Genomic DNA, 12,105 nt, shown 5'->3' with positions numbered 1-12,105 from the left:
CAGCGCCGGCTGTCACATTCCAGCGCTTGGTGTCACTGCTGTGTGGCGACGGTCTGCGGATGTCGTCGCGGAGCGGGTGCCGTAGGAGCCGGGTGCGTAGGAGCCGGTGTCTAGGATCGCCGGCATGACACTGCGACCCGTCCTGGTGAATATGAAGGCTCTTGACGACTCGGCGGTCGGCCGGTTCTGGGCGGAGGCGCTCGGCTGGCGTGTGACCAGCCGGGAACCCGGTGCGACCGCCGCTCTACCCGTCGGCTTCGACTGGCTGGACCCGGTCACCGTCTGCGTCGACGTCATTGCCGTCCCGGAACCCAGGACGACGACGAAGAACCGTGTGCACCTCGATCTCGCCACCACCTCCGCGGCCCATCAGACGGAGTTGGTCGCGCGTCTGAAGGATCTCGGTGCGACGCCCGCCCACGTCGGTCAGGGCGAAGTGCCGTGGACGGTCCTCGCCGATCCCGAGGGCAACGAGTTCTGTGTGCTGGAGCCCCGGGAGATCTACCGGGACACCGGGCCGATCGCCGCGGTGGTGGTCGACTGCGTGGATCCGCGGGCCATGGCCCGGTTCTGGGACGAGGCGATCGACTGGACCCTGCACGAGGTGACCGACGATCACGCGGTGTGGCGCTCCGCCAAGGGGGTCGGCCCGTATCTTGAGTTCCTCCGCACTCCCGGCGTGAAGGCCGTGCCGGACCGCGTCCATCTCGACCTGGTGCCGGACCCCGGTGACGACAAAGCGGCGGAGGTGGCCCGGCTGCGGGCCCTCGGCGCCACCGATCTCGACGTCGGCCAGGGCGATGTCCCGTGGACGTGCCTGACCGACCCGGAGGGCCACGAGTTCTGCGTCCTCGCCCGGTCCTGAGGAAGCCCTGCCGCCTCGCCCTGGCCGCCTCGCCCTCGCGGAAAAGTACGGTCGCGCCGCACCGGAAGCCGGTTGAGAGCTGACGCACTCACGGCGCGGGACCCGCCGCCGAACGCGCCGATCCCGTCGCGCGCCGCCGGAAACCGCTGGCAGGACCGGTCAGGATTCGAGAAGCGCGGACCCGTGAGCCGCGGTTAGCGTCACTGCCATGGACGTCGTCATGCGCACGAGCTTCCGTCCAGGGCGATCGGACCGTCGTTCTCCGGGGCTTCCCGTTCGTCGCTGATACAGACACATCCCGACCGGAACACCCCGACCGGGCACATCCCGACCGGACCCACGACTTCAGGAGTGATCATGAGCGGCTCTTCCACCCAGGGCATCAAGACCGTGCTGCATCCCGTCTCCGACCTGGCGGCGGCCAAGAAGGTGTACGCCGCCCTGCTCGGCGTGGCGCCGCAGGCCGACGAGTCCTACTACGTGGGCTTCGAGGCCGAGGGCCAGCACATCGGGCTGGTGCCGGGCGGTGGACCGCAGGGCATGACCTCGCCGGTGACCTACTGGCACGTGGCGGACATCGAGGCGAAGCTGGCCGAGGTGACCGCCGCGGGTGCCGAGGTGAAGGAGCCCGCGCACGACGTCGGCGGCGGCCGGCTGGTGGCCACCTTCACCGACCCCGACGGCAACGTTCTCGGGCTGCTCCAGGACCGGTGAGTGCCGGCCCCGCCCTGGCCCCCGCGCCCGCCGCCCCCGCCCCCGCCTCGGTCCCCCGCCCCCGCGCTCGGCGCCGTCGCGACACCGCGGTGCGCCGTATCCGGTGCCGCTATCCTTCGACGATCGAGGGCGAAGTCGAGGTCCTTGAGACCGGCGCGCTGCCGCTGGGGCGGGGTGACCGCCTCGTCGCGCGCACCGGCTTGGACCCGCGCGCGCAGGCCACGACGTACTGCTCGGAGCCGGTCGGAGCGAGCCGGTCGGACCGAGCCGGGCGACGCCGACGGAGACCGCTGAGGCGGACCGCTGAGGCGGCCCCGCCCAACAGATGGAGACACGATGAGCACGGCCACGAGGACGGACACGCGGTCGCCCGAGCCGCACATTGCCGACAGCCACGATCTGATCCGCGTGCACGGCGCGCGTGTGAACAATCTCAAGGACGTCAGTATCGAGATACCGAAACGCCGGCTGACGGTGTTCACGGGGATCTCCGGCTCGGGCAAGAGTTCACTGGTGTTCGGCACGATCGCCGCCGAGTCGCAGCGGCTGATCAACGAGACCTACAGCGCCTTCGTGCAGGGCTTCATGCCGACGCTGGCGCGGCCCGAGGTCGACGTACTCGACGGGCTGACGACCGCGATCATCGTCGACCAGCAGCGGATGGGTGCCGACCCGCGCTCCACGGTCGGCACCGCCACCGACGCCAACGCGATGCTGCGCATCCTCTTCAGCCGGCTCGGGCAGCCGCACATCGGCTCGCCCAACGCGTTCTCCTTCAACGTCGCCTCGGTCCGGGCGAGCGGTGCGATCACGGTCGAACGCGGCGCGGGCAAGACCGTGAAACAGACCTTCACCCGCACCGGCGGCATGTGTCCGCGCTGCGAAGGCCGGGGCATGGTCTCCGACATCGACCTCACCCAGCTCTACGACGAGTCCAAGTCGCTCGCCGAAGGCGCGATCACCGTCCCCGGCTACAAGGTGGACGGCCACTGGACGTTGCGGATCTTCACCGAGTCGGGCTTCCTCGACCCGGACAAGCCGATCCGCGAGTACACCGAGACCGAGCGGCACGACCTCCTCCACCGCGAGGCGACCAAGGTGAAGGTCAACGGCATCAACCTCACCTACGAGGGGCTGATCCCGAAGGTCCAGAAGTCGTTCCTGTCCAAGGACCGGGAGGCGATGCAGCCGCACATCCGGGCGTTCGTGGACCGGGCGGTCACCTTCACCGCCTGCCCCGAGTGCGGCGGCACCCGGCTCAGCGAGGCGGCCCGTTCGTCGCGGATCGGCGGCAGCGGCAGCGGCGTCCTCGTCGGCGGGGGCAGCAGCGTGGGCGGCGACAGCAGCGTAGGTGGCGGCAGCGCAGGCGCAGGCGGCGGGATCAATATCGCCGACGCGTGCGCGATGCAGATCAGCGATCTGGCCGAATGGGTCCGCGGTCTCGACGAGCCGTCGGTGGCGCCGCTGCTCGCGACCCTGCGCCAGACTCTCGACTCGTTCGTGGAGATCGGGCTGGGCTATCTCTCGCTCGACCGGGCGTCGGGCACGCTGTCGGGCGGCGAGGCGCAGCGCGTCAAGATGATCCGCCACCTCGGCTCCTCGCTCACCGACACCACGTATGTCTTCGACGAGCCCACCACGGGCCTGCACCCCCATGACATCCAGCGCATGAACGGCCTGCTGCTTCGGCTGCGGGACAAGGGCAACACCGTGCTCGTCGTGGAGCACAAGCCGGAGACGATCGCGATCGCCGACCATGTCGTCGACCTCGGCCCCGGCGCCGGTGCGGCGGGCGGCACCGTCTGCTTCGAGGGCACCGTAGAGGGACTGCGGGCCGGCGGCACCATCACCGGCCGCCATTTCGACGACCGGGCCTCCCTCAAGGAAACGGTACGGACGCCCACCGGCGCGCTGGAGATCCGCGGGGCGACAGCGCACAACCTGCGCGACGTCGACGTCGACATCCCGCTCGGGGTGCTCGCCGTCGTCACCGGTGTCGCCGGCTCCGGCAAGAGCTCGCTCGTGCACGGGTCGCTGCCTCAGCAGCCGGGGGCCGCCGACGCGGGTGTGGTGTCGATCGACCAGGGCGCGATCCGCGGCTCACGGCGGAGCAACCCGGCGACGTACACCGGACTGCTCGACCCGATCCGCAAGGCGTTCGCGAAGGCCAACGGCGTGAAGCCGGCGCTTTTCAGCTCCAACTCCGAGGGCGCCTGCCCCAACTGCAACGGCGCCGGCGTCATCTACACCGACCTGGCGATGATGGCCGGTGTCGCCGTCACCTGCGAGGAGTGCGAGGGGAAGCGGTTCGAGGCATCGGTACTGGAATACCACCTCGGCGGCCGCGACATCAGCGAGGTGCTCGCGATGTCGGTGACCGAGGCCGAGGAGTTCTTCGGCGCGGGCGAGGCGGGTACGCCGGCCGCGCACCGGATACTCACCCGGCTCGCCGACGTCGGGCTCGGCTATCTCAGCCTCGGCCAGCCGCTCACCACGCTGTCCGGCGGTGAGCGGCAGCGGCTCAAGCTGGCCACCCACATGGGCGAGAAGGGCGGTGTCTACGTCCTCGACGAGCCGACCACCGGCCTCCATCTCGCCGATGTCGAGCAACTGCTCGGCCTGCTCGACCGGCTCGTCGACTCCGGCAAGTCGGTCATCGTCGTCGAACACCACCAGGCGGTCATGGCGCACGCCGACTGGATCATCGACCTCGGTCCCGGCGCCGGCCACGACGGCGGCCGGATCGTCTTCGAGGGCACACCCGCCGACCTCGTCGCCGCCCGATCCACCCTCACGGGCGAGCACCTCGCGGCCTACGTCGGAGCCTGACCGAGGACGTGACCGAGGACGTGACCGAGGACGTCGTCCCGGATCTGGACGAGGTCCTCGGACCTGATCGCGGTCAGGCCCGAGGACCTCGCGAACGTCACCGGCCCCGGGTGCTGTGCGACACTCGCCAGGTGAGACGGCAGGACCTCGACGACCTCGTCCGGCTGCGGCGGGCCCGCGACCGGATGGACCGCGACTACGCCGAGCCGCTCGACGTCCCGATGCTGGCGCGTGACGCCCTGATGTCGGCGGGCCATTTCTCCCGCAGCTTCCGCGCCGCTTTCGGAGAGACGCCGTACAGCTATCTGATGACCCGCCGTATCGAGCGGGCCAAGGCGCTGCTGCGGCGCGGTGACCTCACGGTGACCGAGGTCTGCTTCGCGGTCGGCTGTACGTCGCTGGGGTCGTTCAGCTCGCGCTTCACCCAGCTGGTCGGCGCGAGCCCGAGCACGTACCGGGCCCGGAGCCATGACCATGGCGCCGCGATCCCGGCGTGCATGGCCAAGATCCACACACGTCCGCTCAGGAACGGTTGAGCGGGCCCGCCGCCGGCCACAGCACTAGCCTGAACGGCATGGACATCCGCCTTTCCCAGTGCTTCATCGCCGTGGACGACCACGACCGGGCGATCGCCTTCTACCGCGATGTGCTCGGCCTTGAGGTACGCGACGACGTCGGGTTCGAGGGGATGCGCTGGGTGACCGTCGGGGCGCCCTCGCAGCCGGACGTGAACATCGTCCTGGAACCGCCCCTTGCCGACCCGAACGCCTCACCGGCGGACAAACAGGCCATGGCGGAACTGATGGCCAAGGGCCTGCTGCGTGGCGTCATCTTCGCGACGGACGACTGCGACGCCACCTTCGAGCGCGTCAGCGCCGCGGGAGGAGAGGTGCTGCAAGAGCCGATGGACCAGCCCTACGGCGTCCGCGACTGCGCGTTCCGCGACCCCTCCGGCAACCTGCTGCGCTTCACCCAGCCTCTCGTGAAGTGAGCCCTTGACGACCGAAGTAAGCCCTTGACAACCACCGAGGTCAGGGCTTGACCAGCACCTTCAGCAGATCCGCACCCGTGCCCCGCTCCGCACAAAGGCGCCCACAAAGGCGCCTATCCGGCGATGGCGTCGAGCTGCGCGACCGCGTCAGCCGGCAGTTCGAGGCCGGCCGCGGCGACGTTCTCGCGGAGATGGGCCACGGAAGAGGTGCCCGGGATGAGGACCGTCGTCGGCGACCGCTGAAGCAGCCACGCGAGCGCCACCTGCTGCGGCGAGGCACCGAGGCGGGTGGCCACCGCGGTGAGCGTCTCCGACTGGAGCGGGCTGAAGCTGCCGAGCGGGAAGAACGAGGCGAACGCGATGTTCTCGGCCGCGCACCGGTCCACGAGGGCGTCGTCCTGGCGGGCGGCGAGGTTGTAGAGGTTCTGTACGGTGACGACGGGTGCGATGGCCTGAGCCTCCGTCAGCAGCGCCGAGGAGACGGCGCTCAGCCCGAGGTGGCGGACGAGGCCCTCCCGCTGAAGCTCCGCCAGGGCGCCGAACTGCTCCGCGACGGAATCCTCCGAGGTGCCCTCGGCCGTCCCGACCCGGAGATTGACGACGTCGAGGACGTCCAGGCCGAGATGCAGCAGATTCTCGCGTACCTGGGCCTTGAGATCGTCGGGCTCCAGCGCCGGGTTCCAGGAGCCGTCGTCGCCACGGCGGGCACCGACCTTCGTGACGATGCGGAGGTCCGCGGGGTAGGGGTGCAGGGCCTCCTTGATGATCTCGTTCACGACGACAGGACCGTAGAAGTCGCTGGTGTCGATGTGCGTGATACCGAGGTCGACCGCCTCGCGGAGCACCGCGACGGCCTCGTCGCGGTCCTTGGGGGGACCGAAGACTCCGGGGCCGGCGAGCTGCATGGCGCCGTAGCCCATACGGCTGATGGTGAGGTCGTCGGCGAGCGTGAGGGTGCCGGCGGGGGTTGCGCTGGTCATGGTGTTCCTTTCGTCGCGGATCAGGGGGTCCGGTCCGCTCTCGTTACGGAGCAGGGGCCCGGTCCGCTCGTTACGGACCAGTGGTCACGTCCGCCCCGGATCCGCCTGATCCGTGGGGACATCCGTCCCGGGGCCGGAATCCGCTACGACCGACTCTGCGCCTTTTCCGCTCCGGGTGGCAGTGCCCCGGCGTTCCTGGGACCGGCACGACCAGTCACTCGCGCGGTCGATCCCCAAGGGCGGCGCCAGTTCGAGCCCGCCCAAGCGCGGCGCGCTCAGCGCCTGCTCGGAGCCTGGCCAGAGCCTGCTCAGCGGCCGGCCAGGCGTTCGTCGGCCTGGTCACGCAGGGCCCGCAGGGCGATCGGCTCCCGCCCGTACAGGACTTCGGTTCGGGCGTTGTGGGCGGCGGGCCACAGGCTCGCCGCCCAGGCGAGCCGCCGCTCCTCGTCCGTGAACGACCGTCCTCGCGTCTCCTGATAGGCGTCGAGGAACGCCGCCGAACTCTCCACGGGTACGAGCGTGGGGTGCTCGGCACTGGCGAACGCCCCGGACGCGGCCCCCGCGACCGCCGCCTCCGGCAGCCACGCCAGGCTGTCCCAGTCATGCACCGCGTACGCGTCCTCGCCCCGCCACCGAACGTTCTGCGTCTCCCAGTCGGCGTGGCCTACCGTGCGGGGCAGCGAGGCGGCGCAGGCCAGCCGGGCGCGCACGCGTACGGCGATTTCCTCAAGGCTCTCAAGATCCGGATCCGGCGGAAGGGGTATCAGTCCGGCTCGGGCGTCGTGCCAGTCGTAGGCGGGCCAGGTGCCGGGACCGTCGTGGTCCCAGCGGACCCAGACCGGGTTCGGCAGCGGCGGCCGGACCGGCACCTCCCGTGCCCCGATCACCAGAGTGCCGAGCAGTACGGCGAACTTCCGGGCGGTCTCCGGACCGTCCCCCCGCGCCATGTCACCACCCGGACGCCACTGCTCGGCGTGCACCGCCCGGCCGTCCACGACGGCCACATCGGTGAGCGGCCGGGGACAGGGGTACCCGCGATCGGCCAGCGCCCGCTGCACCGCGACGCACGCCCGCGCGCGGCCTGCCTCGTCGGGCCGCGCCTTGATGACGGCACGACGGCCGTCGTCGAGCCGTACCGCCACCACCTCGGACGTCTGCGCGACGGAGAACAACCGCTCTACGGGGCGGGCCCCCAGCGCACGGACACACCACGCGGCGATCGGCGCCGGCAGTCCGCCACGCCCCGCGCCGTGTTCCCCGCCGCCTTCCCCGATGCCACCGCCGCTTTCTCCGCCGTGTTCCTCCATGTGCCAAGCCTAGGGAGCGCCAAGCCCAGGGAGCGAGGGCAGGACGTCGCGTGGGGACGGTGTCAGCGGTTCGTGAGGGCGAGTCCTTCGGCGGTGTCCCTCGCGCCGGTGACGGCGCCGGTCGGTACCGCGCTGTCCAGGGCGGTCAGCTCCGCGGGGGTCAGGGTGATGTCGGCCGCCCTGACGTTCTCCTCCAGATAGGCCCGCCGCTTGGTCCCGGGGATCGCGACCGCGCCCTGTGCGGCGACCCATGCCAGGGCGATCTGTCCCGGAGTCGCCCCACGCGCCTCGGCGATCGCGCCGACCCGGTCCACCAGCGCCAGATTGGCGGCGATGCTCTCGGCCGAGAAGCGGGGCAGTCCCCGGCGCGCGTCGTCGGGGTCGAGGTCGTCGACGCCGCGGATGGCTCCGGCGAGAAAGCCGCGGCCGAGCGGGGAGAAGGCGACCAGACCGATGCCCAGCTCGTCCAGCGCCGCCTTGATCCCGTTCTCCAGCAGGTCGCGGCTGAAGAGGGACAGCTCCGACTGCACCGCGGTGATCGGGTGGACGGTGTGCGCGCGGCGAATCGTGGCGGCGGCGGCCTCGGAGAGTCCGAGGTGGCGCACCTTGCCCGCCTCGACCAGCTCGGACATGGCGCCGACGGTCTCCTCGATCGGGACGGCCGGGTCGACACGGTGGAGGTAGTAGAGGTCGATGGTGTCCGTCTCCAGATGGCGGAGCGACCGCTCCACCGCCCGGCGCACATGCTCGGGGCGTCCGTCCTGCGGAGCGCCCTCGGCGTCGAAGTCCCTCGCGAACTTGGTCGCGAGGGTGATCTCGGCGCGACGGGCGCCCAGGGCCCGCGCGATCAGCTTCTCGTTCTCGAACGGCCCGTACGCCTCGGCGGTGTCGATGTGCGTCACACCCAGATCCACCGCCCGGTTGAGGGTGGCCACCGCCTCCTTCTCGTCCCTCGCGCCGTAGAACGCGCTCATGCCCATGGCGCCGAAACCTTGCGGCGGGACGCGCAGACCGTCCCTGCCCAGACCGTCCCTGCCCAGTTCAATCGTCTTCACTGTCCGTCTCTCACTTCTCTCGTGCGCCTCGTGTGCGCTTCGGCCGCGCATCTCCCGCGCGCGGCGACCACCCGGCCACCGTGCCTCCTGGAGCGCGCTCCAGGTCAAATGGAAGCCGCGAGTGGAAGCCGCGAGGCCCGCCCGATCGCCGGATACGGCGGAGCTTGACCTGGAGCGCACTCCAGGTCGCATAGTGGTCGGGTGGACGAGGTGCTATTGCCCGATATCGGCGTCACCGTGCCGCCCGAAGGCCTGCTCATCGGTGAGGCCGCCGCCATGTGCGGACTGAGTGTCGACACCCTGCGCTACTACGAACGCGAGAGCCTGACGCTCCACCCGGCGCCGCGCTCGGCGTCCGGGCGCCGCCGTTACGGTGCCGACGACCTGGCCTGGCTGGCCGGGCTCGTCATGCTGCGCCAGACGGGCATGCCGATCGTGGACATCCGGCGGTACGCGGCGCTGGCCCGTCGGCCGGGAACCGACGCCGAACGGCTGCGGCTCCTCGAACAGCACCGCCGCGAGGTGATCGCGCGCATGGAGCGGACCCGCAAGCACCTGAACGCGATCGACCGGAAGATCACTTCGTACCGGAAGGTCGTCGGACCCCAGGAGTAGTGACCAGTCCCCGTGGTGCGTATGGCTCAGGACGGCGTCCCCCGGCCGTCCCGTCCCGCCCCGCCCCGCCGCCCCGCCATCGCCTCCACACCGTCCAGCAAGCACTCCAGACCGAAGCTGAAGTCCGCGTCCGGGTCGTCCGTTCCGTCCAGAGTCCCGCTCTCCAGCAGCCGGGCCACCGCCGGATAGCGGCCCGGGTCGGCCAGTCTCCGCAGCGTGCGCGAATAGCCGGCCATCACCTCCTGGGCCGATACACCGCTCGCCTCGACGGCCGCGTCCAGATCCGCCATCAGCGTCGCCTCGTTCCGTACGAAACCACTGACCAGCAGAATCACCGAGAGCTTGGTGCCGTCGTCCAGCCCGGTGCCGTCCAGCGCCACCATTCCCCGCTCCCACCACGCCACCATGTTCGGTGTGGCGGGCGGGCCCGAGATGGGGATGCGCAGCGCCCACAGGTTCCCGCGGAACATCTCCCGCTGGTCCCACGCCCACCGGGCCAGCGCCTCACGCCACCCCGTGCCGGTCGCCGGAGCGGGCGGCGGTGGGCCGATGGCCGCCTCCTGCATCAGGATGTACAGCTCGTCCTTGGCCGCGACATAGCGGTAGAGGGACATCGTCGAGACGCCCAGTTCCTTGGCGACCCGCCCCATCGAGACCGCGCCGAGCCCCTCGGCCACCGCGACACCGACCGCCGCGTCGACGATCCGGGGCAGGCTCAGACCGGGCTTGGGCCCCTTGGACGGGCGTTCGCGCAGCCCCCAGGCGGCCTCGATGCTGGCGGGCAGTCCCGTACCGCCGCTCTTGTACGTCATCGCCGCCGCCTCTCGTCAACCCCCTGCTTGACGCCCATCCTAGTAATGCGTAACTCTTACACAATAACGTGTACGTCATACGCAATAGAAGCGGGGGGCCATGCATCCACCAGCGGCCATCGAGGCGACCGGCCTCGAAAAGTCCTACGGGAACGGGAAAGCGCGGGTGCCCGTCCTGCGCGGGATCGATCTCCATGTCGAGCGGGGCACCGTCTTCGCCCTCCTCGGCCCCAACGGCGCGGGCAAGACCACCGTCGTACGCGTCCTCGCCACGCTCACCGAGGCGGACCGCGGCACCGCGCGGGTCGCCGGGTACGACGTCGTCGCCGACCGTCGCCAGGTGCGCCGCGCCATCAGTCTGACCGGGCAGTCCGCCGCCGTCGACGAGACGCAGACCGGCGCGGAGAACCTCCGCATGATGGCCCGGCTCGGTGGTCTGTCACGGTCCGCCGCCCGCCGCCGCGCCGCCGAACTCCTCGGCCGGTTCGACCTCACCGCCGCGGGCGACCGCCTGGCCGCCACCTACTCCGGCGGTATGCGCCGCCGGCTCGATCTCGCCGCCGGACTGGTCGGCGAACCCGAGGTCGTCTTCCTCGACGAGCCCACGACCGGTCTCGACCCACGCAGCCGCCAGGAGCTGTGGCAGGTGGTACGGGATCTCGCCGCGCAGGGCGCCACGGTCTTCCTGACCACCCAGTACCTGGAGGAGGCCGACCAGTTGGCGGACCGTGTCGCGGTCCTCGACCACGGGCGGCTGGTCGCCGAGGGCACGGCCGACGAGCTGAAGAGCCGGGTCGCGGGCCACCGGCTCGATCTCGTGCTGACCGGTCCCGAGGCCTATCTGCGCCTCGCCTCCCGCGCGGTGCACCACTCCCCCGAGAGCCTGACCCTCGGTCTGCCGACCGACGGCGGCGCCGCCCATGTACGGGCGCTGCTCGACGAGATCGACCCGGACGGTACGGAAGTGGCGCGCTTCACGGTCCACAGCGCCACGCTGGACGATGTCTTCCTCACGCTGACGGGCAGGCCCCGCGAGGAAGCCGACCGGAACGACAAGGAGCCCTCGCGTGTCTGACGCGCCCAGGTACTCCATCACCGGCCCACTCGCGCACTCCCTCACCATGGCCGGCCGCGGTATCCGTCTCAGCAGGCGCAACCTCGACGCCGTCATCACCTCGATGATGCTGCCGGTCATGCTGATGCTGATCTTCGTCTACTTCTTCGGCGGGGCCATCGACACCGGCACGGAGTATGTGACCTACGTCGTCCCGGGCGTCCTGCTCCTGTGCGCCGGATTCGGCTCCGCCACTACCGCCGTAGCCGTCAGCGAGGACATGAAGGGCGGCATCATCGACCGTTTCCGCTCGCTCGACATCGGCGGTACCCCGATCCTGGCGGGGCATGTGGTCGCGAGCACCGCCCGTAACCTCGTCTCGACGGCGCTCGTCCTCGGCGTCGCCTTTCTGATCGGCTTCCGCCCCTCGGCCACCCTGCCCGCCGCGCTCGCGGCAGCGGGCATCCTGGTCGGCTTCATCGTGGCGGTCTCATGGCTCTCGGCCGCGGCCGGACTGCTCGCCAAGTCCCCGGAGGCGGCGGGCGGGTTCACGTTCTTCATGATGTTCCTGCCGTACCCGAGCAGCGCCTTCGTCCCCATCGACACCATGCCCGCCTGGCTCCACGGCTTCGCCGACCACCAGCCGGTGACCCCGGTGATCGAGTCGCTGCGCGGTCTGCTGCTGGGCCTTCCGGTGGGCTCGGCGCCCTGGACCGCGCTGGCCTGGTGCGCCGGGATACTGACGGTGGCGCTCGGGCTCTCGCGCGTACTGTTCAAGGCGCGTACGGCCTGAACTCGGGCCGTACGCCGTACGGTCCGCTCAGGGCGCGTACGGCCTGAACCGGCCGGCCGAGCCCGGCGGAACACCCCGGAAGAACGCCCC

At 70.9% G+C, this 12,105-nt stretch carries 12 protein-coding genes; 8 read left to right on the top strand and 4 right to left on the bottom strand.

Features of this window, described 5'->3' with window-relative positions; all coding sequences use genetic code 11:
* Positions 1 to 124 precede the first annotated feature (124 nt).
* The 5 genes from ACWGDX_RS14970 (at position 125) to ACWGDX_RS14950 (ending at position 5,399) form a co-directional block, all read left to right on the top strand.
* Positions 125 to 865 (top strand): VOC family protein, encoded by a 741-nt coding sequence (locus ACWGDX_RS14970; RefSeq protein ID WP_453625642.1) that lies wholly within the window; start codon positions 125 to 127, stop codon positions 863 to 865.
* 357 nt (positions 866 to 1,222) lie between these two features.
* A complete protein-coding gene (locus ACWGDX_RS14965; RefSeq protein ID WP_453625641.1) occupies positions 1,223 to 1,579 on the top strand; it encodes a VOC family protein in 357 nt (118 codons plus the stop codon).
* Positions 1,580 to 1,915: 336 nt separating this feature from the next.
* A complete protein-coding gene (locus tag ACWGDX_RS14960; RefSeq protein ID WP_453625639.1) occupies positions 1,916 to 4,408 on the top strand; it encodes an ATP-binding cassette domain-containing protein in 2,493 nt (830 codons plus the stop codon).
* A 185-nt stretch (positions 4,409 to 4,593) separates the two neighbouring features.
* A complete protein-coding gene (locus tag ACWGDX_RS14955; RefSeq protein ID WP_453625694.1) occupies positions 4,594 to 4,944 on the top strand; it encodes a helix-turn-helix transcriptional regulator in 351 nt (116 codons plus the stop codon).
* Positions 4,945 to 4,982: 38 nt separating this feature from the next.
* Positions 4,983 to 5,399, top strand: coding sequence for a VOC family protein (locus ACWGDX_RS14950; RefSeq protein WP_383037643.1), 417 nt, complete (start codon positions 4,983 to 4,985; stop codon positions 5,397 to 5,399).
* 113 nt (positions 5,400 to 5,512) lie between these two features.
* On the opposite strand, the gene ACWGDX_RS14945 is transcribed toward ACWGDX_RS14950, so the two are convergent.
* The 3 genes from ACWGDX_RS14945 to ACWGDX_RS14935 all read right to left on the bottom strand — a co-directional run bounded on the left by ACWGDX_RS14945 (position 5,513) and on the right by ACWGDX_RS14935 (position 8,666).
* Positions 5,513 to 6,379, bottom strand: a complete 867-nt coding sequence (locus ACWGDX_RS14945) for an oxidoreductase (RefSeq protein WP_453625637.1) — start codon at positions 6,377 to 6,379, stop codon at positions 5,513 to 5,515.
* A 308-nt stretch (positions 6,380 to 6,687) separates the two neighbouring features.
* Positions 6,688 to 7,686, bottom strand: coding sequence for a hypothetical protein (locus ACWGDX_RS14940; RefSeq protein ID WP_453625635.1), 999 nt, complete (start codon positions 7,684 to 7,686; stop codon positions 6,688 to 6,690).
* Between the two features lie 62 nt (positions 7,687 to 7,748).
* The gene (locus ACWGDX_RS14935) at positions 7,749 to 8,666 is read right to left on the bottom strand and encodes an aldo/keto reductase (protein ID WP_453625692.1); all 918 of its coding nucleotides are present in this window, start codon (positions 8,664 to 8,666) and stop codon (positions 7,749 to 7,751) included.
* 276 nt (positions 8,667 to 8,942) lie between these two features.
* Here ACWGDX_RS14935 and ACWGDX_RS14930 point away from each other — a divergent pair, with 276 nt between their 5' ends.
* Positions 8,943 to 9,356: a MerR family transcriptional regulator gene (locus ACWGDX_RS14930; RefSeq protein WP_453625633.1), complete on the top strand. Its 414-nt coding sequence runs from the start codon at positions 8,943 to 8,945 to the stop codon at positions 9,354 to 9,356.
* Between the two features lie 26 nt (positions 9,357 to 9,382).
* On the opposite strand, the gene ACWGDX_RS14925 is transcribed toward ACWGDX_RS14930, so the two are convergent.
* A complete protein-coding gene (locus ACWGDX_RS14925; protein WP_453625631.1) occupies positions 9,383 to 10,168 on the bottom strand; it encodes a TetR/AcrR family transcriptional regulator in 786 nt (261 codons plus the stop codon).
* 100 nt (positions 10,169 to 10,268) lie between these two features.
* Here ACWGDX_RS14925 and ACWGDX_RS14920 point away from each other — a divergent pair, with 100 nt between their 5' ends.
* On the top strand, positions 10,269 to 11,243 hold the full coding sequence (locus tag ACWGDX_RS14920; RefSeq protein WP_453625630.1) for an ATP-binding cassette domain-containing protein: 975 nt from the start codon (positions 10,269 to 10,271) through the stop codon (positions 11,241 to 11,243).
* Complete coding sequence (locus tag ACWGDX_RS14915) at positions 11,236 to 12,015, top strand: ABC transporter permease (RefSeq protein ID WP_453625628.1); 780 nt, start codon at positions 11,236 to 11,238, stop codon at positions 12,013 to 12,015. The genes ACWGDX_RS14920 and ACWGDX_RS14915 overlap by 8 nt, the downstream gene beginning before the upstream one ends.
* Positions 12,016 to 12,105: the final 90 nt, after the last annotated feature.

This window comes from Streptomyces sp. NPDC055025 (assembly GCF_053608565.1).
Note: the sequence above shows the minus strand (reverse complement) of the source record. Positions and strands in the feature narration are given on the sequence as shown.

What these genes read in the sequence shown, in the direction of transcription:
- ACWGDX_RS14970 (WP_453625642.1), top strand. Translation starts at nt 125, where the DNA reads ATGACACTGCGACCCGTCCTGGTGAATATGAAGGCTCTTGACGACTCG.
- ACWGDX_RS14965 (WP_453625641.1), top strand. Translation starts at nt 1,223, where the DNA reads ATGAGCGGCTCTTCCACCCAGGGCATCAAGACCGTGCTGCATCCCGTC.
- ACWGDX_RS14960 (WP_453625639.1), top strand. Translation starts at nt 1,916, where the DNA reads ATGAGCACGGCCACGAGGACGGACACGCGGTCGCCCGAGCCGCACATT.
- ACWGDX_RS14955 (WP_453625694.1), top strand. Translation starts at nt 4,594, where the DNA reads ATGGACCGCGACTACGCCGAGCCGCTCGACGTCCCGATGCTGGCGCGT.
- ACWGDX_RS14950 (WP_383037643.1), top strand. Translation starts at nt 4,983, where the DNA reads ATGGACATCCGCCTTTCCCAGTGCTTCATCGCCGTGGACGACCACGAC.
- ACWGDX_RS14945 (WP_453625637.1), bottom strand. Translation starts at nt 6,379, where the DNA reads ATGACCAGCGCAACCCCCGCCGGCACCCTCACGCTCGCCGACGACCTC.
- ACWGDX_RS14940 (WP_453625635.1), bottom strand. Translation starts at nt 7,686, where the DNA reads ATGGAGGAACACGGCGGAGAAAGCGGCGGTGGCATCGGGGAAGGCGGC.
- ACWGDX_RS14935 (WP_453625692.1), bottom strand. Translation starts at nt 8,666, where the DNA reads ATGGGCATGAGCGCGTTCTACGGCGCGAGGGACGAGAAGGAGGCGGTG.
- ACWGDX_RS14925 (WP_453625631.1), bottom strand. Translation starts at nt 10,168, where the DNA reads ATGACGTACAAGAGCGGCGGTACGGGACTGCCCGCCAGCATCGAGGCC.
- ACWGDX_RS14920 (WP_453625630.1), top strand. Translation starts at nt 10,269, where the DNA reads ATGCATCCACCAGCGGCCATCGAGGCGACCGGCCTCGAAAAGTCCTAC.